The organism is Lachnoanaerobaculum saburreum DSM 3986, from assembly GCF_000185385.1.
In the GTDB taxonomy this organism is placed as follows: domain Bacteria; phylum Bacillota; class Clostridia; order Lachnospirales; family Lachnospiraceae; genus Lachnoanaerobaculum; species Lachnoanaerobaculum saburreum.
In genome coordinates this window covers 2,710,563-2,732,411 of record NZ_GL622296.1, presented here as the reverse complement: position 1 = coordinate 2,732,411, position 21,849 = coordinate 2,710,563, and the positions used below count along the sequence as shown (strand labels likewise).

The 21,849-nt window shown below is 34.7% G+C and carries 14 protein-coding genes; 12 read left to right on the top strand and 2 right to left on the bottom strand.

Annotated features, from left to right (window positions below; all coding sequences use genetic code 11):
- The first annotated feature begins 202 nt into the window (after nucleotides 1–202).
- The 5 genes from HMPREF0381_RS16005 to HMPREF0381_RS12590 all read left to right on the top strand — a co-directional run bounded on the left by HMPREF0381_RS16005 (nucleotide 203) and on the right by HMPREF0381_RS12590 (nucleotide 12,049).
- Nucleotides 203–5,080, top strand: coding sequence for a DEAD/DEAH box helicase family protein (locus HMPREF0381_RS16005; protein WP_408610955.1), 4,878 nt, complete (start codon nucleotides 203–205; stop codon nucleotides 5,078–5,080).
- A gap of 706 nt (nucleotides 5,081–5,786) precedes the next feature.
- Nucleotides 5,787–7,664, top strand: coding sequence for a reverse transcriptase domain-containing protein (locus tag HMPREF0381_RS12605; protein ID WP_008752389.1), 1,878 nt, complete (start codon nucleotides 5,787–5,789; stop codon nucleotides 7,662–7,664).
- Nucleotides 7,665–7,892: 228 nt separating this feature from the next.
- A complete protein-coding gene (locus tag HMPREF0381_RS12600) occupies nucleotides 7,893–10,343 on the top strand; it encodes a helicase-related protein (RefSeq protein WP_242824452.1) in 2,451 nt (816 codons plus the stop codon).
- 113 nt (nucleotides 10,344–10,456) lie between these two features.
- On the top strand, nucleotides 10,457–11,428 hold the full coding sequence (locus tag HMPREF0381_RS12595) for a single-stranded DNA-binding protein (RefSeq protein WP_040461456.1): 972 nt from the start codon (nucleotides 10,457–10,459) through the stop codon (nucleotides 11,426–11,428).
- Nucleotides 11,429–11,575: 147 nt separating this feature from the next.
- Nucleotides 11,576–12,049, top strand: a complete 474-nt coding sequence (locus HMPREF0381_RS12590; RefSeq protein WP_008752386.1) for a hypothetical protein — start codon at nucleotides 11,576–11,578, stop codon at nucleotides 12,047–12,049.
- A 136-nt stretch (nucleotides 12,050–12,185) separates the two neighbouring features.
- Here the strand turns inward: HMPREF0381_RS12590 and HMPREF0381_RS12585 are convergent, their stop codons facing one another.
- Both HMPREF0381_RS12585 and HMPREF0381_RS12580 read right to left on the bottom strand, forming a co-directional pair.
- Entirely contained in the window at nucleotides 12,186–13,556 is a 1,371-nt protein-coding gene (locus HMPREF0381_RS12585) for a relaxase/mobilization nuclease domain-containing protein (RefSeq protein ID WP_008752385.1), read from the bottom strand.
- Nucleotides 13,556–13,924, bottom strand: coding sequence for a plasmid mobilization protein (locus HMPREF0381_RS12580; protein ID WP_008752384.1), 369 nt, complete (start codon nucleotides 13,922–13,924; stop codon nucleotides 13,556–13,558). Before HMPREF0381_RS12580 ends, HMPREF0381_RS12585 begins: the two co-directional genes overlap by 1 nt.
- 839 nt (nucleotides 13,925–14,763) lie before the next feature.
- Here HMPREF0381_RS12580 and HMPREF0381_RS12575 point away from each other — a divergent pair.
- The 7 genes from HMPREF0381_RS12575 to HMPREF0381_RS12545 all read left to right on the top strand — a co-directional run bounded on the left by HMPREF0381_RS12575 (nucleotide 14,764) and on the right by HMPREF0381_RS12545 (nucleotide 21,829).
- Complete coding sequence (locus tag HMPREF0381_RS12575) at nucleotides 14,764–16,938, top strand: hypothetical protein (protein ID WP_008752383.1); 2,175 nt, start codon at nucleotides 14,764–14,766, stop codon at nucleotides 16,936–16,938.
- Between the two features lie 123 nt (nucleotides 16,939–17,061).
- Nucleotides 17,062–17,487, top strand: a complete 426-nt coding sequence (locus tag HMPREF0381_RS12570) for a hypothetical protein (protein WP_008752382.1) — start codon at nucleotides 17,062–17,064, stop codon at nucleotides 17,485–17,487.
- A 19-nt stretch (nucleotides 17,488–17,506) separates the two neighbouring features.
- On the top strand, nucleotides 17,507–17,935 hold the full coding sequence (locus HMPREF0381_RS12565; RefSeq protein WP_008752381.1) for a hypothetical protein: 429 nt from the start codon (nucleotides 17,507–17,509) through the stop codon (nucleotides 17,933–17,935).
- A gap of 118 nt (nucleotides 17,936–18,053) precedes the next feature.
- Entirely contained in the window at nucleotides 18,054–18,581 is a 528-nt protein-coding gene (locus tag HMPREF0381_RS12560) for an FHA domain-containing protein (protein ID WP_008752380.1), read from the top strand.
- 5 nt (nucleotides 18,582–18,586) lie between these two features.
- The gene (locus HMPREF0381_RS12555; protein ID WP_008752379.1) at nucleotides 18,587–19,078 is read left to right on the top strand and encodes an FHA domain-containing protein; all 492 of its coding nucleotides are present in this window, start codon (nucleotides 18,587–18,589) and stop codon (nucleotides 19,076–19,078) included.
- Between the two features lie 61 nt (nucleotides 19,079–19,139).
- Nucleotides 19,140–19,964, top strand: a complete 825-nt coding sequence (locus tag HMPREF0381_RS12550; protein ID WP_008752378.1) for a PP2C family protein-serine/threonine phosphatase — start codon at nucleotides 19,140–19,142, stop codon at nucleotides 19,962–19,964.
- A gap of 14 nt (nucleotides 19,965–19,978) precedes the next feature.
- Nucleotides 19,979–21,829, top strand: coding sequence for a PP2C family protein-serine/threonine phosphatase (locus tag HMPREF0381_RS12545; RefSeq protein WP_008752377.1), 1,851 nt, complete (start codon nucleotides 19,979–19,981; stop codon nucleotides 21,827–21,829).
- Nucleotides 21,830–21,849 lie beyond the last annotated feature (20 nt).

The window sequence follows — 21,849 nt, the reverse complement described above, 5'->3', positions numbered from 1 at the left end:
TTATGGAGGAAATGAAGAAGACCTAAGATTAAAGATTTTGGCTGAGTATTCCAAGGGAAAAAGTATAGAAGAATTAGCTGATTTCCTTCAAAGCAACTTTAGAGGTGGAAACGGTTATGAGGTAGCCGGGAATAAGGTTTGTGCATGGTATGATAAAGAAGGAGTTTACTTATCCAATGACATTTCATCAAAAACAAATCCTATGCAGATTTTATCATGGAGTAATGTAGCGAAACGTATAGGAGAACTTATTGAAAGCGGTGAATATGCAACCAATGTAGAAGTAGTTGAAGCCTTTTCCTATGAAAGAAAAGAACTTGTAGAAAAATTGTGGTACTTAAAAAGAGATTTTGCAGATGATTTAAAAGAAGCTTACCTACAGGTTCTTGACCGAACAGAAAAAAACGGATTTCCTGACGAAACCGAAGAACTTGCAGAAAAGCTTAGAAGTCATGAATTTAGAAATAAGCTTAGAGAAGAATATAGCATATTTTTACAGGACTATATGGAAAATAAGGGGATATTAAGATTTCATTTTCATAAGCCGGATGAGATTTTACAAAGGTTAAATGATTTGGAGATACCAAGGAAGGAATTTGGTTCAGGTCTTATTGAACTACCGAAGATAAAAGAATTTATCACAGAAGATGAGATAGATGAAAATTTAAGACGGGGAAGCGGTATTTCAGAAGGTAAAAAACGGATTGCCGACTTTTTTAATGAAAATCATACACTTTCAGAACAGGCGGAATTTCTAAAAAATGAGTACGGCACTGGTGGAAGCTCACATGCTTTATCAGGAAGTATGGGAAGCAGTGAATGGTATGATGCTAAGGGAATCGGTCTTAAAAAGGGAAACTCTCCGGAAGTTATGCTTAGCTGGAGTCAAGTGGCATTAAGGATTAAAGACTTAATAAAGAATGATCGATACGAAAATAAGGATGTTACATCCAATATACAAAAACAGCAAAAATTAAAAGAAGAAAATATAGAGTCGGAGAATTTTAATCCGGAAGAAGAACAGGATATAACGGATAAAGAAACCGGTACCGACATTAATTCGGATATACAAAGGGAAGAAGAAATTCTTCTAATTCAGGATGAAAGGGAAGTATCTTATGAAGAAGCCGAAAAGATCTATGAGTTACAAATAGAAAGAGAAAAGGGTTTAAGTAAAGAAAATATATTAAATCAAAATACTGCCTATAGTAAAAAAGAAAGTGAAAGACAAGTTAATTTATCTGAAGAAGAAAATAAAAATGCATCAGAGCTTAGAGCTAAAAATGAGATTATATCTGCTTTGACTTTTAAAGAGGAAAAGGAAGCCGGAGGATATCAGTATAACTCTAAAAATGAAGACTTTACTTTGCTTAAAAAGACTGTAGATGAAGGAAACTTAAAAGTACCGGAGCATATAACGAACAGCATAGACGGGGAAAACGGGTATGAAGCAGAACTTGTCTTAGATATGAAAAACCGAGAATTAAAGCAGCTTTTAAGGTATAACGGATATTTATTATATACTAATGTAGCAATATCTTATGACAGTTACAAAAAGATGCTGCAAAATCTTCCATATTTACTTGATGATAACCACAGAAATATACTCCTTACAGGTTATATAAATGGGCAGATTAAAAAGGCAAATGAACAAGAGAATGTAAATGAGCCAATTTTTAAAGAGGGTATGCAGGTAAGATATCAAGGAAAGGAATACCTGATTTCGGAAACAAGGGATTATGGAAGCTATAAGACAATAAAATTGGATGGTAATGAAGGGTATCTTACCGGATTTATTACAGGAAGTGAGATTATTGCATTCAGAAATGAAAATGAACTTGATTTTGAGATACTTTCTATAGCAGAAAAATCACTAAAGGAGAGTGTAGATAAAGAAGAGTTACCTGTCTTAAATAAAGAAGCCTTAAGTGAAATACCAAGGCAAGAAGAAACCTATACAAGCGGAGAATATGTGAAAAATATCTCCCCCGTCAATTACAGGATAACAAGAGAAGATGAAGTCCTACCACCGTCAGAACGATTAAAAAACAATATTGAAGCAATAAAGGTACTAAAACAGCTTGGTAAAGAAAACAGAAATGCAAGTAAAGAAGAGCAGGATATTTTAAGCAAGTATGTAGGTTGGGGAGGACTTTCAGATGTCTTTGATGAAGAGCGGGGTGGTCAGTGGCAGGAAGCAAGGATGTTCTTAAAAGAAAACCTATTACCTTCAGAGTATGAGGCTGCCAAAGAGAGTACACTTACCGCCTTTTATACACCTAAGGTAGTAATAGATGCTATTTATCATACTTTATCCGATATGGGATTTGAGAGTGGAAATATCTTAGAGCCAAGTATGGGAACGGGAAGATTTATAGGAAATCTGCCTTTGTCAATGCAAAACTCAAAGTTTTACGGCATAGAACTTGACAGTATCAGCGGACAGATTGCTAAAAAGCTTTATCCCAATTCAAACATTCAGGTAAAAGGCTTTGAAAAGACTGCTTTTTCAAATAATCTTTTTGACATAGCTGTAGGAAATGTACCCTTTGGAGAGTATAGGGTATCCGATCGTGAGTATGAAAAAAACAACTTTCTTATTCACGATTATTTTTTTGCCAAAACACTGGATAAGGTGCGTAACGGAGGAATAATTGCTTTTATAACTTCATCAGGTACAATGGATAAAAGAAATGAGGATATAAGAAGATATATCAGTGAGCGTGCAGAGTTTCTGGGAGCAATAAGACTGCCGAATAATATATTTAAAGATGAAGCCGGTACAGAGGTAACAAGTGATATTATTTTCTTAAAGAAAAGGGACAGGCTGTTAAAGATAGATGAGGACTGGGTTAAGCTTGATAAGGACAGGAAGGGACTAAGCTATAACAAATACTTTGTAGATAATCCACATATGGTACTTGGAAATATGCAGGAAGTACCGGGGAGGTTCGGCACTACTCTTTCTTGCATTGCAGATGAAAGTAAACCGATAAAAGAACAGCTTGAGGATGCAATTAAAAATATAAAAGTTACTTATGAAAAGGCGAAGTTAAACGAAGAACTTGAAACGGAAACACTTCCGGCTGATGACAATGTTAAAAATTATTCCTATGTAGTGATTGAAGATAAGGTGTACTTTAGAGAAAACTCAATTATGCAAAGGGTACTTCTAAATAAGGCTGATGAAGAGAAGATAGGGGCATATCTTGAAATAGAAAAAGTATTAAGAGGAGTAATTACCTATCAAAGGCAAGATTATCCGGAAGGAGAAATTAAAGCATTACAAAGCAGATTAAATAAGCTTTATGATGATTTTTCAGGTAAGTATGGACTAATTAATTCAAGAGCAAATAAAAGATTATTGCAAGAGGATGCCAACTACTCTTTAGTGTCCACCTTGGAAAACCTTAATAAAGAGGGTAACTTTATCGGCAAGTCTGATATTTTTACAAAAAGAACCATTAAAAAAGCGGAATTAATAGAACATACGGATAACTTAACCGAAGCACTGATCCTTTCCATATCTCAAAAGGGAAATGTCAACCTTGAGTATATGGAGGAACTTACAGGAAATATAAGAAAAGAGCTGATAGAAGGACTAAAAGGAGAGATATTCCTAAATCTTGACAGTTTTGAGCCAAGTGATATTACTCCTTTTTCATCAGCTTTAGATTTGGGAGATTTTTCAAGAAATTATGTCAGTGCAGATGAATATTTATCAGGTAATATCAGAGAGAAAATAGAAGTAGTAGACGCATATATAAAAAATATAGATTATGAAATTAAAAGGAATGAGGAAGAGTTAGATAAGCCTCATGAATTACAATCGGGATTTGAAGCAGGAAGATCCAATCAGGAAGAATTATCACATAAATCGGAAATAACAGAGAAAATTTCAGTATTAAAACAGGAATTATCCGATCTTAATTATCAGAAAAAAAGACTGGAAGAAGTAATGCCGAAAACTCTTGAAGCAAGTGATATAACTGTCAAGATGGGTTCTACATGGATACCTGAAAAAGACTATAAGAGCTTTATGTTTAATCTGTTAAAGACCTCCGCATCAAACAGATGGAATATAGATATTAAATATACGGATTTTACAGGGGAGTATAGGGTAGAGGGAAAAAGCACAGATAAAAATAACGACCTGGCTAATTTTACCTATGGAACAAGCAGAGTGAGTGCATATAAGCTTATAGAGGATAGTCTAAATCTTAGAGATACTAAAGTATATGACCAGATAATTGATTCGGACGGAAGAAAAACATCAGTTCTAAATCAAAAAGAAACCATGCTTGCAAGAAGTAAGCAGGAAATTATCAAAGAAGAATTTAAAAATTGGATCTTTGAGGATGTGGACAGAAGAAACAGGCTGGTGAAAAAATATAATGAAAGATTTAATTCCATTCGATTAAGGGAGTATGACGGAAGTCATTTGCCCTTTGATGGGATAAACCCTGAAATTAAGCTTAGACCTCATCAAAAAGATGCAATAGCAAGGGGGCTTTTTGGAGGAAATACACTGCTTGCACATGAAGTAGGAGCGGGCAAGACCTTTGAGATGATAGGAATTGCGATGGAGTCTAAAAGGCTTGGGATGAGTTCTAAAGCCATGTTTGTAGTTCCAAATCATATAGTAGAACAGTTCGGGCGTGAATTTAACGAGCTTTATCCGGCAGCCAATATACTTTGTGCTACGGAAAAGGACTTTACACCGGATAAAAGGAAAAGGTTTTGCAGTAGGATTGCAACAGGAGACTATGATGCGGTTATTATAGGTCATAGTCAATTTGAGAAAATCCCGATTTCAAAGGAAAGACAGGAGTATGAACTTAAAAGTCAGATTGATGAGATTGTGGAATTTATCGGAGAATATAAAAGAGACAGGGATCAAAGATTTAGTGTAAAACAGCTTGAAAAGACAAAGAAAAGTCTGGAGGCAAAGTTAAAGAAACTTAATGATGATTATAAAAAAGATGATGTGGTAACTTTCGAGGAACTGGGAATTGATAAGCTTTTTGTGGATGAAGCTCATTCATATAAAAATCGTGCGAAACGTTGTCGCACAAGGTAGACTGATAAATCTACCGAAAACGACCGACAGAAATCACTTATTAATAAGAATGAACTGTCAGAACTTAAATCTCAAAATCAAGGGAGAATTACCCTTGCCACACAGAATCAACGCTGACGATGGTATATCAAAACCGTAGGCGGTGTGCGAGATAATACTTCACTATGCGAGGTGGTTGTACCCACCCATGTATAAAGCGTGAAGAAGTCGTAACTTGATGTCCTAAGTCCTTATGGATATGGAATAAATAGTGCGGTCTTCCGAAGACTATGGCTATACGAAGGGAAAGCTATGCAGCATCGTAAGAGTTGACGGCGTCCGAAAGGGCGAAATATTAGGAAAGAATAGTATGCTGGTTTTTCATGCTATTCCCATAGAAATGAAATGTTCTATGGAATACACGGTAACTGTGATTCAAAGTGTATTTGTTCCTACGGTGTAAGGTAGCAGCCTAAAGTCTTCAAGTGGTTAAATTCACAAAAGGATAGAGATTTAGGAACGTTTGAGAGCCTGTGCTGGAGCTGTACAAAGCGATGAAGGCACAGGAAGTCAGCAGTCCCATAGTAGTCAGAGATTGGGAGAGCCAATTACAAGGGCTGAAATACCTAAGGCGAAGGGGACTAGTCAGACTAATTTACAAATTTCACAAAGAAAGAGAATTTAAACTCCCTGAAATAAGGGTGATGAACTGCGAGGTGATAGCCTTGTGCATTTGAACGTCAGATTTTCAACAGAAACAGAAATGAAACAGACTTTGGATTTTCTCTATGATAAATCAAAAGAGGGAATCACATTTACAGGTCTTATAGAAGCAATGGTTCATGAAGTAACTATTGTTACTGCTATTCACAACATAAAGTCAAACAAAGGTAGTAAAACGGCTGGAGTTGACCAGGTGAAGATGGACAAATATCTGCAAATGCCAAAAGAAGAACTCGTTGCACTGATAAGAGATAATTTCAAAGATTATAAGCCAAAGCCGGCAAGAAGAGTATACATCCCTAAGAAGAATGGAAAACAGCGCCCACTGGGTATTCCAACAGTTTTGGATAGAATTATACAGGAATGTGTGAGGATTATTATAGAGCCTATTTGTGAAGCACGATTTTATCCGCATAGTTATGGCTTTCGCCCATATCGGGTACAGAAACATGCCATACGTGACATTATTAATGTGATAAATGCTTCTACTTTTTCTAAAGACCAGCCTGTATGGGCAGTTGAGGGAGATATAAAGGGCTGTTTTGATAATATCGACCACAGAATAATGTTAAAGAAAATATGGCGAATTGGAATCCATGATAAAAGGGTACTCAAACTAATACAGGAAATGCTAAAGGCTGGGTATATTGAAAGTGGCTTAATTCACGATTCGGATGTAGAAACAATGCAAGGTGGGATTCTTTCCCCTTTATTGTCAAATGTATATCTGAATGATTTTGATTGGTTTGTAGGTAGGATGTATATGGAGCCACATAGACAGTGTAAGCATAAATGCAATGATACACGTAGATTAAAGTGGTCGGGCGTAACACCAAAGTATAATTTCAGATTTGCTGATGATTGGGTAACGCTCACATCAACAGAACGGGAAGCCTACAGATTGAAAAAGCTATTAGCAAAATACTTTTGGAACAAAATGAAGTTGGAATTATCACAGGAAAAGACCTTTGTAACAGACCTTAGAACCGAAGGAATACATTTCTTGGGTTTTGTGGTCAAAGCAGAGAGAAAACGTAAAACTCCCAATCCGAGGACATGGTCAGATAATCTGGTAGGTAAATCGTTTCCAGATATGGAAAGGTTAAAATCCAAAATACAGACGATTGCTGATGAAGTACGAAAGATAGGAGAAGTAACGGAAAGAAATCTGCAAGCGACACAAATACAACGTGTGAATTCAATGATTGTTGGAGTTGCACAATACTTGCAACCTTCTATTTGTTCCCATGTATTCCATGCCATTGACAGAAGAACGAATAATACAGCATTGGCGGTATGGAAAAGAAGATTCCCCAAGCACTACAACAAGTATCAGATTCCGTTGGAAAACCTTTGCAATCTACCACACAGGCATGAGGGATATAAAAGCAAGACATTTGCTGTCCCAATAGAAGGGGAATGGTTTGGAATTACTATGGCTTTTATAACGCATAGTAAATACGAAAGTAAACCATTTGACCAGCGTATGACGCCATACACAGAAGAAGGAAGACGGATTTACAGTTATTATCGAAGCAAAAGTAAATCGCTTCCATGTGACAGGCCATCTGTAAATACTGCAAGGGATATTCAACTATCGGTTTATGCTAAAACAATATTTAATTTTGAGTACTTTATGAATCGAGAGTATGCATACAACAGGGATATAGGGAAGTGTAAGTGTTGTAAGAAACCGCTATTTTTAGACAACAAGAAGTTTTGTTATCACATAAACAAGGGGCTACCGCCTGATAAAGTAAATAAAGTGCAAAATCTTATATGGCTATGCAATGACTGTTATCGAATGGTCAACAATGGCCCAATACCGCTAAATACAGACGATAAAGTTGTTAAAAAGGTATTAAAGTACAGACAAAAGTGAAATTTGTAAGCACAACATGTACCGTGAGGGCATGACGTGCTGAACCCCGATGAAGGGTAGTAAGTTAGTTTGATGGCGCGCTGGGTGCGATGAAAGTCGCATGCCCAGCGGTGAGCGGGGGAAAAGGTGGAGATAACTTCAAAACCTTACCTATCGCTATTGTACCTGTTTTCAAAAATGAGAAATGTTTCAGGAATCAGTGCAACGGATTCACAAAAGTCGTCCGATATGCTTATGAAATGCAGATATATGGACGAGATAACAGGCGGTAAGGGAGTTGTTTTTGCAACAGGAACTCCGGTTAGCAACAGTATGGCTGAACTTTACACCATGCAAAGGTATCTTCAGTATGACGAACTTAAAAAAATGCACCTTCAGCACTTTGACTCTTGGGCATCTACCTTTGGAGAAACAGTTACGGCAATAGAACTTAATCCGGAAGGAAACGGATATAGAAGTAAGACAAGATTTTCAAAGTTTTATAATCTCCCGGAACTGATGAACATGGTTAAGCAGTTTATGGATATAAAAACAGCGGATGTATTAAATCTTCCTGTTCCAAATGCACATTTTGAAACCATAAAGACAAAGCCTAGCGAGGAGCAAAAGCAAATACTTGAAACTTTTTCAGAAAGGGCGGATAAGGTTCGAGCAAAACAGGTGGATTCCTCTGTCGATAATATGCTGCTTATTACAAATGACGGAAAGAAGATGGCACTTGATCAGAGGCTTATAAACACCCTGCTTCCTGATGATGAGAACAGTAAGGTAAATACTTGTGTAAAAAATATCTTCAATATATGGGATAAATATGCAGATAAAAAGTCGGCACAGCTTGTATTTTGTGATATGTCTACACCCTCAAGCGAGTTTAATATTTATGATGATATTAGGAACAAACTCATTACGATGGGAATTCCAAAAGAAGAAATTGAATTTATCCATAATGCAAACAACAACAGGGAAAAGGATGCTATCTTTGATAAGGTAAGGAAAGGAGAAATTCGTGTGCTTTTAGGCTCTACACAGAAAATGGGAGCGGGAACCAATGCACAAGATAAACTCATTGCCATTCATGATCTTGATGTCCCATGGAGACCTGCGGATCTTTCTCAAAGAGCCGGAAGAATCGTAAGACAGGGAAATGAAAATGAAGATGTTTATATCTTCAGATATGTAACTGAAAATACCTTTGATGCTTATCTTTTCCAAACACTTGAGAACAAACAAAAGTATATATCTCAGATAATGACAAGTAAAACACCGGTAAGAGTTGCAGAAGATGTGGATGAGGCTACATTAAACTATGCTGAAATAAAGGCACTTGCGACAGGTAATCCTTTAATTCGTGAGAAGATGGATCTTGATGTGGAGGTATCCAAGCTAAAAATGCTTGAGTCCAACTTTAAATCAAACCTGTATAAACTTGAGGATAAGGTGGTAAAGGTTTACCCTAAAGAAATAGAAAATTTAAAAAATAAAATAGAAAACCTGAAAAAAGATATAAAAGCAGTAGAGCCATATAGAGAAGAAAATACAGATAAGGCAGTATATATTCAGTCAAGTTTGGAGAATGTAGGAGAAAATTCAATGGAGATAGAGAAAAAGTCGGATAAAGAAACAGTATCAAAATTCACCTCTCTTATTCTTGACGGCAAAAAATATACGGATAAAAGACAAGCCGGAGAATTTTTGATAAGCAAGATAAAAAGCATAAAAAAGACGGATGATTTTAAATCGGAAGAAGTAAAAATCGGAGAGTACAGAAACTTTGATTTATTTGTATCCTATGACAGCTTTTCCAATCAGTATAAATTTAATCTAAAAGGCGAAGAGAATCATTATGGTGAATTTGGAACGGACGGTATCGGAAATATAACAAGAATGGATAATGTCCTTGATAAAATGCCTGAGAGACTGGAGCAAACTTTAGGTAAGCTTAGTGATACCGAAAGTCAACTGGAAACCGCAAAACTTGAAATCGGGAAGAAATTTCCTCAGGATGAGCTTCTAAAAGAAAAGACACTAAGACTTGCAGAGGTAAATAATCTACTTGACATGGGGCAAAAAGAAGCAGTAACAGAGGAAAAAAATCCATTACTTGAAGAAGTAAAAGAAGAATTAATTCACTTTTTAAATAAAGAGTATGAGGAAAATCATAGTATAGAGGATTTTGATACTTTGTTTCCTGATTTAAGCGATATAGGGCTTGCTTATACGACTACGCCGGATGAAAAGCATGAAATACAGACAAGCCTTGATTTAATCAATTATAAATTAAACACTTATGTTGATAATAATTTAGTTAACAGCTTTCAGTACACCTATGATCCTCTTGATGCAAGCGATAGAAGAGAGCTTGTGCAGATAAAGGCAAACATAGGTTTTTGGGATTTTAATGAGCTTATCTATGTGGATGAAGAAAAGTTAAAAGAGGTGATGGGGCTTGAAATCGATGATGATGGGAATTTTTATGATCCGTTAGAAAAAGATACGGACTTGGACGGTGTAGCGGACAGGTATGATGCAGACTTTAGAGACAGCAAGGTACAAAGTATCGGAGATCTTAATAAAAAAGATAGAAACTCTGTAGTAGATAAATTAAACGGATATAAGGAACAAATCAGTCAAACAGGTGCAAAGGAAAATCAATTAGAATACTTTGAGGACGCAAGGTAGGATCCGGATAAAAGATATCATATATAAATATGGGAAGAGAGTATCTTTTATAGGTACTCTTTTCTCAATCGTTAATAGAAAAATAAAGTATAAAGACAGAAATGGAGGAATTTATGAACTTAAAAAAAGGAGATATTATTAAAACAGCACTGGGAGAACATACAACGGTGCTTGATGTAAAGAAAAATCAGGCGGTATTATTTACAGGTGAACAATTTGTCATAGCATCAGGAATTAAAGAAAATAAAGAAAACGGCAAGTTTGAGTGGGTAAACGGAAGATATGCAAATGATTTAAAAAGTATTTCAAATATGCAAAATAACAGCCTTGAAAGTATGAAAGAAACTTTATCATTCTTGGCGGAATACAATCATAGTGATTTTATTAAGGGAATAATATCACTGGAAACAGATATAAATAATGAAGACATACTGGATAATGCCTATGACAATTATATGAATGACTCTTATATGGGGTTAATTGATGAAAGATTTATTGACTTTATTGATGAAGACCTAAAAACAGCGAAAGATATAAAGCAGGAAGAGATAGAAAAAGATGCAGACATTCAGGAAAAAAGCAAAGAAGAAATAAGTGAAAACGAGCAATACCAAACACAGGAAAACACAGTAAAAGAAAATACAAGTCTGAAAGATAATAATGATCAAGAAAAGCAATATGTCAAAGGTAATCTTACCGTCGATGTTGAAATAAAGGATCTAAGGTCAAATGATGGACAGGATTTTAGAGTGGCAAGTTTTTCTATTGCTCAAAATGACGGAATGGGGAATGTAAAGTTTATGAATTGTTTTGCCTATAATGAGCAGGTTCAAGCAGTAAAGGACTTTAAAAAAGGGGATTTTGTTTCACTTTCAGGAAAAGAAAAGCTTAGTATCGGAAAAAATGGAAAGCAATATACAAACTTTAAGGTATATTCTGCCAAGCTGTTAAAAGCCAGAGGACAATCTCAAGATACAAAAGAGAAGCCTTCAACACTCAAAAAACTGAATGATTATAAAGAAAAAACGGATGGCAGATCAAAAGAACAAGGGAATATGAAAAGTGAAAAAGGGGTGGAACGATAAAAGTGTGGGGATTAGTAGCCTGATAAGCTGCTTTCCCCTGTCTTTTTTTGATTCTCTTTTAAACTTAAAATAAGGGTTTGCTAAAAAAGGAGAGGGGCGTTATAGTATAAGAAAAATAGGATTATTTAGTAGAAAGGATGAAATGATATGATTGTTATTTTTATAGCCTTAATTATACTATATTTGGGAGTTATCCTGTTTGTAGGAACAACATTTGTAAAAATAAGCTTATTTGCAATGGATAAGCTTGCGGTATTTATAGCAACTTGGTACTATATTCACCATTATTTTTCCATCAAGTTTTCATCCGGATATGCAGTATATTTTTGGAATATATTAGCGGCAATAGTGGCTGTAGTGCTATATTCTGTCTTATTTAAGCTAATTCATGATAAATTTGTATTGATTGGAAAGATTCTTAATTTAACTATATCGTTTTTCAGCTCAATGACGGTATATTGTATTTTAGTACATGGATTTATTACAAATGAAAAATCTTATTTCCTACCCCTTTTAAATAATGATTTAGCCAATCAGGTGGTCAACTATATCATAATAGGCATAATATCTTTAGTTGTATGGAAAAGAAGAGAAGATTATCTTATAGAAATGGACAAGTGATAAAGAAGCATGCCGTTTTTCCTTGGATATTTAGGCTTGCCTAAGAAAAGTCTGCCCTTGTGTCTATCTAATCTGTTATTTATAAAGAAGGAGGCTGCTTCCTACCGACAAATCAGTAGGAGCGACCTCCTTCTTTTTATTTTTCCAGATGGTTGTTAAGGTATATATCCGTATTTTTCTTTGCCTGTTGAAGATCATGGAGCATGAAGTTTTGATATGCATATTTTTCCATAAGGCTAAGTTTTTTCTGTTCCAAAACAGCGTATTTATCTGACAGTTCCGGAATACTTAATGTACGGTATCCTGATTTTTCAAGTTCTTTTAAGGCGATTTCATAGGCAATAATCTGTGGCTTGTATTCTTCATAAAAGGAGATATTTTCTTTATCTTCAATATACATGTCATAGATCAATTGATTTTTAGAAAGGGTGTTTTTATTTTCTACTACAGAATATATGGATTTCATTTCCTTTTCAGCTTGCTTTATCCGATCTAATAATTGTTGCCTGTCTGAGGCTGCCTTCTTTAATTTTAATTCCAGTTCTTCATAGGTGTTTATGCCATATCTTCTTATTTCGTTTAAAGATGAAGCCATTGTTTTCATGTTATGTTTACCTGCCCACACTTCATAACCTTTTGAGGATTTTACCTTTTCATTGTTCTTTACATTTACAATAGTATCAGGCTTTTTATAAGAGAGTTTGTCATAAAGCTGTTCTTTATTATAAATCTGCTGTTTAGTCGGATCTTCAATTCTTTCTTTAATTCGCTCTTTGGTATAATTTTCACCAAGTACATTTGCCTTTGCTCTTGTAAATCTGCCGGTATATTTTTTGTCTTTATGGCGGAATGAAAGATACTTTCCAATCTTAATTTCATATCCTAAATCTTCCATTGCTTTTAAAAACTCTTCGTAAGTACCGGACTTTAGAATTGCTTTATCAATGGCAAGGTGAAGCCTGTTTTTCCAAGAACCGCCTTTCTTAAATTCCATATATTCAATATAGCTTTTACCGTTTGTGGAATATCTGTTCTTGAATTTTTTATAGTTTTCATCAATGACAGATAAACCGTTTTCTTTACAAATCTCATCACTGACAGTTCTGATTTGATGATAACTTCTTTTGTTGCTTTGATACGCCTTACCAGTTACAAAACTTACATTATTAAATATAACATGATTATGAAGATACCCCTTATCTATATGGGTAGTGAGTACATACTCATACTTTCCTTGAAAGACTTTTTCGCATAGTTCCAGTCCTATTTTGTGTGCCTGCTCTGGTGTGGTTTCTCCAGGAGCGAAAGATTGAATTAAATGCCTTGCCAATATTTTTGCCTTGGAGTTACATTCTCTTTTTGTCTGCTCAAACTCAAGATGAGCCAGCTTAGGATTGCAGTTAAAAGAGGAAATAAGGATTTTTTCATCAGTTTTATCAGCATTCATGATGTAGTTTAGGGCTAAGTGCAAAGTTTTTTTTATGGGATGAATCTTTGTAACAGCCATCAGACTTCCTCCGTATTTATGGTTTCTAAATTTCCAAGGTCATATAGTTTTTTTCGCAGAGAGTAAATATCTTTTCCCTGCTTTTTTAGTAGCTCCTGTATATCAAGGATGTCATCTTTATAAATCACTGCGGTGGAATTTACCCGCTTTGCAATCTGATTGATACTACCGGTTATTCTACCGATACTTGCGGAAAGTTCCCTAAAAACTGTCATATCCAGTACAAAAATATCCTTGCCTAAGATGCATTTCATAATAAACTGACGCAAAGTTTTACAACCGGAGAGCCTATATTTTTTCTCCAAAACCTTTAGTTCATCATCTGAAAGCATTAAATAAATGCCATGAGTTCTTACTCTATTTGTCATGTCAAAACCTCCAAATCCTAAAAATATCAAAAGAAAAAACCTGTAAAATCAAGTGCTAAACTTGACTTACAGGTTTTGCTTTATAGTATATTTCTAAATCAGAAATCTCCTGTAAAGAGATAAAATAGTTATATAAGTTACAAGAAGATTATAACATTTTTGAAAGTAAGCTTCAATGAAAGAAGTGAAAACTTTTTCAAAAAATACTTAGGTGATGAAATCAAAGAAGTTACTTATGCAGGGGTTTGGGGATATTCCCCAACAAGCAAAAATTGACTGAAAGAGCTCGATGCGAAAGCGAGGATTAAGTCAATTTTTCGTAAGTGCATATGCACTTACTGTGCTTGCTAAAAATGAGTTATATTGATTTTTTAGTATACTTACTTTATGAACATAATTGTTATTTCAGTAGAGTTTATGGCTGAAAATCAGTACAACTAACCATAGCTTTAATGCCATTTTATGTATTGTAATATAGATGTAAATTATATTAAAAAAACTTGAAAATATTCTGTATATGTGGTACTATCATAGTCAGATAAGGGATATAAAAATTTGTAAATAAGATAAGTATATTTGTTGTTTTATCATGACTAAGGGGTGTTTCTTAGTAAATATAGATACTGTCTGTAGTTGAATTAGCTCCGATAGAGATAAACAACATATTTATCCGTTGTTATTTTTCTATATTAGTCTATCTCCTGTGCTAACAATAAAATTAATTATTGTATCCTGTGGGATTTACTACTGTTTATATTCCTTTTACCCGACATGTTACGTAATAAAGTCTTAGAGTTTGTATTTTATTTGAGAAAAATATAGATTTAAGGAGATGCAGGATGGCAGAAAGTATTATAAAGCAAACAAACCGTACTTTGTTGATTGAGGAGATTAATCCGGAGAAGCTTAACTTACTTACCTTAGTTGGTGATGTAAGAGGACTTGACAGCTTAAGTGATGATAAGGTAAAGGAAATCAATGAAGCACTCCTTGTTAGAAACTTTGAAGAGTTTTTAGAAAAATTTGATCCGACAGTATATTCTTTTTTTAATGCTACAACAGGAAAGATTGTGTATTCTAAGGAAAAACCGGCAGGTGTTCCTGAAAATATGTTAAGTATAGTTCATCTTAATGCACATAATGATTTTTTGAAAATGCTTATGACCTTGGTTGAAACAAAAAGAAGTCAGGGAATTATCAATGCAGATTTTAAATTTGAAAAACTTACAGAAATGATTTCTCCTTCAAAGGTTATGGATGACATTAAGCAGGTAAGGAAGGAACTTCAGTATACTTATGCAGAGTACGCAAAACTTGAAGACGGAGATCCTCATAAGCTTGATCTTGGTGATAAGCTTAATTCCATGTTTGAAGAAGCCAGTTCCAATTATCAAAATCTTATGGCGATGATTCCGCTTGCAATCTCAGATATAAAGACAAGACTTTTACTTGGAGAATCAAAAGAGTCTGAAAGCAATGATGCTCTGACTCTGGGACTTCTAACCATGTCTTCTGAGGGAGAACTTACAGTAATAGAGGCTCCGAAGGTGGAAGAAAGCACTTTAGTGCTTACAGATGACAATTCAAATGCAGGACTTATTGAAGCTCTTGAAGACGATTATGATGCTCTGAATTCTGAAGGAAACAGTTATGTAAAACAGTTGGTGGTAAGAACTTTTTGTCCGCTAAATTCATCAATGCAAAGTCAGATTGATGTAAAAAAGGAAGTGGACAATTACAATACATATCTTGAATTTTACAAAAACGCAAAGGATGATTTTATAAAAGTTGTAAAACCTTTGGTTGAAAAAATATTAGGTGTATGGGCCTTTTTTGAACAGTATCCAAAACAGGTAAAAGGTATGAGACCAAGCCTTCTTATAGCCAATGTGAAGAATGAAGTTATGGCAAACAGTTTGAATGTGCCTAAGCTTTGTGCATATCTGAATACTGTAAATGAAAAAAATGACTATGGTAATACTGTTTGGTATGCAATTGTTGCAGGAGTGTCTTTGGATGAAAAATCAAAGATGAATGTTACAAGGGAAAGATTCAAGGGAAACAAAGACAGTGTAAAGACTGAAAATGTAAGCGTAGAATCTTTGGCAAGAGTTGCAGATGCCATGAAGGATTATGGTGTACAGTGCTTTTATTCCTATGAGACGGGAGATAAGACAACTTTCAACAGCATGGCAATGACCGGAGTAGGATTTTTTGATGACAGATGTGCAAGTCTTAGCGGTAAGCCTTATTCAGAATATCTGATTTCTTGTGTACCTAATTTTACAATTATTCCGAAAGATAAGTCAGGAGTAAAGCTTGAAAGCAGGATGATTGTTAATGAAAATGAAGCTGCCGAACTTTCTAAGGCAAAAGAAGATATTATGAAGCTTTGGATAGACGGAGTTTATATAGGTGCGGCATATGTGGCAGCCGGATTTGTGGCAAGTTACCAGTCTCCGGAGTATCTTAAAGAGTATTTTAAGAAGGATGTTGATACTGATTTACCGGGTGTAAGATTTGATATTGAGGCAAAGAATAATTCTCTTAAAATACATACCACTATGTCAAAAGAGATTACCGGGTTTACGAACAGTGTAAAAGACGATATCAATAAAAGAGGGTTTGGATTTGTATTTTCTTCGGAAAATGCGGTTTTAGACGGAGAAAATATCAGTCATATAATGGTGTACAAAGCAAGAAACTTAAAACTTTCAGGTGGAAGTTATGAGCCTATTTATAAAACTCAGACAGCAAACTATATTGAAAGAATTTTAAGGCATGCTACAGGAGATTTTAAGGCGGAGAATATAGCTAAGTTCTTCTCAAATAATCCGTCAAGTCAGAAAAGTATATGGCTTTCCAAAAAAACAAATATTAACGGTATACTTGGAAGCAATGACGATATTACTTATGAAGTTGATGATACAGCAGGCGTATGTGCTATAGAGATAAGTTTCGGAAATGCTATAAAGAGAATAGAAGTGCCTCTAAATCGTGTTGCAGGAGAATAAGGGTGTATATTTATAAAAAGTGTTGATATAAAATGAAAACTTTGTTTTATGTAAGTACAAAAATATTTTAAATATTTGGAGTAGTTTTATAAAAATAAATATATTTTCATAGGAGGTAGCAAGATGGGAATTAGATTCAGGGTAACAGGTTCAGAAGTGGCGGACTTTGATGAAAGAAGTATAGTAAATGCAGAGTTTTTGTCCGAGTCTCCAAAGGATTCCAACGCTAAAGCAACAGACTTCGGGTTGGGCGTAAAAGTGTGGGGTAGAGTTTTATACAATGTCGGAGCGGACAGTGATGATGTATTAAAACTTGCGAAGTGGTCTCAGATTCCGTCTGAGAATGCAGATTGTTACAGAGTTGCGGAGGTAACAGTAGTATCTGCCGGATCTGTTGTAAGAAAGTATGTAATTCCAAATGCATTCGTGGTTGAGTATTCTGAAAAGGCGGATGATGTGACCGGTACCGGAGAGTTTTATATCCATATACGTCAAAAGAAGGATAATAATGCAAAGGTAGCAGTAGAAGGCGGATACGCCGGAGAATAATGAGTAGGAGGGATTGAACATGGCATACAAAGTGAAAATAGAAGGTAATGAAAGTTTTGAACTTGCAAAAGAATGTGTAAACAGCGTATTTTTATCTACAGACATTCCTATTGATTCAAATGCACGTACCAATGATGCCGGTGCGACAATGGAAATTACCGGCAAGATTTTAACGGCAGTAGACGGTGATCCTTTTGATTCTACAAGAAATATGGCACTTTGGTCTATGGTTCCGGCACAGAATAAAGACTGCTATAGAAAGGTTACGGTAGAACAGATTGTAGCAGGTATTACAAAAAGAAAATATGTATTTCCGAATGCTTTTGTAGTAAATTATAAAGAAAGGCATGGAGATGAAGAGGGAGTAGGAAACTTTACTCTTGTAATAAAACAGAAAAAAGATAAGATGGCAGGTCTGATAGTTGAAGGTGGGTACGCAGCCGAATAACAAAGAATCAGTCGTTAAAAGTTTGGGCTGCAAGACATTTATTGTCATGCAGCCCATTTTTATCGTATAGAGGATAAGACCATCTAAAATTGATTAAAAGTAGCAGGAACGGGAATATATGAATAAAAGATTTTTTCTTGATATTTCAGGAATATTTGCAGCGGTTTTGTGTGTTATAATCACTATATTTTTTGGAAGAGGATCAAAGGGCGAATATATATTTTATATGTTTTCTTTTTTAATTTCAGGTTCTTTAATCTGTTTTTCTTTAAAGGATTTTTCTTTTAGAAAAGAAAAGATACAAGATAAATTTTTGTCGGAGCTTGTTCTTTTAAGCGAAGAGGATACTGTTGTAAAAACATGGAATATTTTGGGAAAGAACTCTTTGGTAATAGGAAAGAAGAATAAAGAAGAGGATATAGATATAGATTTATCAGATACTTATTTTTCAGGAACCGTAAGTGATATTCATGCGATACTTAACTATGTGGACGGATTTTGGTATATAGAAGATATGCAAAGTAAGAACGGAACACAGATTAAGGGTTGTTTAGAGAATAAGCTTTATAATATTAAAGACGGACAGAGTAAACTGACAAAAAAAGACTATATTTTTATAGGACTTAATAAACTACAGATAAGGTAAGAAAAATGGGGAATTTAATACGATGTAAAAACGGACATATGTTTTCAAAAAGAAGATACGGAAATATTTGTCCGTACTGCAATATGGACATGACTGAAAGAAAAGAACTTGAAGAATCGTTTGATGATAATGAGCTTGAAGAAAGCTTAATAAGGATAAAAACTAAACCGGTATGTGCATGGCTTGTTTGTATTAAGGGACCAAGATACGGAAAAGACTATCGTATAGTATTTGGAAAAAACTATATCGGGAGAACGGATGCCATGGATATCCAAATTATTGGAGATAATGCCATAAAGCAGGAAAATCATGCTATTTTATCTTTTGATGAAAAAGATCTTGAAGCGACACTTATCTGTACAGAAGGTGGAGGCATTACTTACTTAAATGGCAAAGCCGTTTATACTCCGCAGATACTTGAAACCTATGATGTAATTACCATGGGTGAGAGTGAGTTTTTATATATTGCTTTATGTGGAAAGCAGTTTTCATGGTAAAAATTAATAAAGTACTGATTAAGTCAGTAATTCCTATAAAAATATTAAGGGGAAAACAGATATGGGAACTGCTTTTTGGATAGCTTTAGTCTTTATTTTAATCGCTTTTGGCATTTTGATATGTAGATTTTTTATATGGATTAAAGAAGAAAAAATCAGGATATATGACATAGGGGCTTTGCTTGATATCGGGAAAAAACAGGTTCAAGCAAATGCATACGGATTTAAACCGGAAAAAGACAGACTTATGGCGATACTTAGTGCGGGGGAGGGAAAAGAGTATGCAGGAAAAGTTGCAGCACTGACTACAGTAAGAACCTTTACAAAACTTTATAATCGCTATGATAATAACCAAAGTAGCAGGTATTTCTTTGAAAGAGCATATGAGACCGCTAATATGAATGTATTAAATGCACTTAGAGGGGAAAACGGAAGGGCATATGCAGTATGTCTAATGCTTAGAGGAAATCTTTTAAGTTATGCCATTATGGGACATATAAATATTTATATTTTTCGTAAAAAAGAGCTTATACTTCTTAGTAGAGGACAGATAATGGAAGAACTTATAAAAGAAAAGGTAAATAAGGGACTTTTAAGTAAGGAGGCAGCCATTAGAATTTCTGATAAAAATAAGGCATATAACTATATAGGAAGAGATGACTATATGAAGCCTCTTATAAGCAGGGAAGAAATAAAACTGAAAAGAAAAGATATGGTTGTTATAATAAATGCCGGGGTAGAGAAAAATATTTCCATTAGAGAACTTGAAATTATCCTTTCAAAGAAACATGGGTGTAAGAAAACGGCAAAAGAGATTATTGAAACCATAAAAAAGAAAGATACAAAAGATTTGGACAATCTTGGACTGATACTTATAAGGATTTAGGAGGCTAGGAGAAAATGCGTAAGCAAAACAGCAAATTTAACACAAACTTTATTTCAGAAGAAGGCAGTTCATTAAAAAACAGTGATTTTTTTGCTTATGCTGAACTTGACAATTTTGCATGCTATGTGCTTGCAGACGGTATTGAAGATGTGGCGGATAGTGAGTCTGCAAAGGAAGCAGTGGAAAGTATCATTGCAAAATTTCAGGAGAAGCCATCTATATCTAAGGGGAAGATACATGGATATTTAAAACATGCCAATGAAGTTCTTTTAAAAGCTGAAAAATATATGAAGCTTAAAGCATCAATTGTGGTTGCAGTAACTGACTATGAGAATGTACGATTTGGTTATGCCGGGAATGTAAGAGCAAAGCTTTATAGAAACAATAAGATGTTTTATAAGACTATAGATACGTCACTAAGTAGTGAAATGGTATCAAAGGAGATGATTAGTGAAGATGCCTTGTCAAGACATGAGCAAAGAAGCAATCTATATACCTTTTTAGGGCAAAAAGGATTTTCACCGGTGATATCAGGAAAGATAAAACTTGTTGATACAGATATTTTAATTCTTTATACCAAAGGGGTTTGGGAAAACGTATCAGAAGGAGAGATTGACAACATCTTTGCTGAAAGCGGAAAGGATCCGAAAGATGCTCTTTTAAAGGTTGAAGCCGTACTTCTTGATAAAAATTTAGGATATATTGATAACTATACGATTGCAGGTATTTATATTGACAAGGTATTTATTGAATCGGATACAAAAAAGAAAAAGAGAAGGAAACTTATTTTGATAGTATCGATTGCATCTGTAGTTGTAATACTTGGAGCGATTATTGCTCTTTACTTTTATAAAAAATACACAAAAGAACTTAAAGAAGACATGAATACACACTATGAAAAGATGCTTAAATTTATAGAAATGGAAAACTATACAAAGGCGGATACCGAGTGTGAAGAGTCCATAAAAAAGGCTGAAAGTCTTAGAAACAAGGAAATGAAAGATCTTTTATATCATTATGAGCAGGTTATAGAGGGTATAATTGAAGCGGACGAAAAGTATGATGCCAAAAGCTATAAAGAAGCTAAACCGTTGTATGAGCTTATACTTAGTGAAATTCCATACGCTGACAATGCCGGACTTTCATATGTAAGAAAGAGACTTGACTTTATTTCAGGATATGAAAGTGTAAATTTAAGTCTTGATAACGGAGATATACTTTTTGATTCAGAAATATATGATAAAGCAAGAGAAAGGTATGTGGATGCAAAGACTGAAGCAAGAGATATAGGATATGAAGAAGGCAAGTTAAAGGCTGAAGCAAAACTTTTAGCAGTGGATCAAGCCATTGCGAAGAAAGATGAAGGAAAGCAGGCGGAAGCTGACAAACAGTCACAAAATCTAAAATCTGCAAATGATATGTTAAGTGCAGGAGATGAGGCTTTAAGTAAAGGAGATTTTTTGTCAGCAAGGGCTAATTATAATACTGCAAAGGATATTTTGGAAAAATCGGGTGAGAGTGCAGGACTGTCGGAACTTGAGCAAAAGATATCCACAGCGGACAAGAAAATAAGCGAAGGAGATGAAGAGAAAAATAAAGCCGGAGGATATGCAGTTACAGCAGATGAGGCATTCTTAAGAGGAGACTTTGAAAGTGCAAGAGAGAATTATGAGTATGCCAGAAGATTATATGTAAAATTAAAGGATGAGATAAATACCATAGAAATGGACAAAAAGCTTAGTGATGTGCAAAAAAGAATTGATGAAAAAGAAAAAGAAGAATCAAAGGCGGCACAATCAGAAGCACAAACCACACAGCCAAAAACAAGTGAAACGGAATCCTCTTCAAGTTTAAGTGCTGAGTAATTCGGTATTTATTTAAAGCT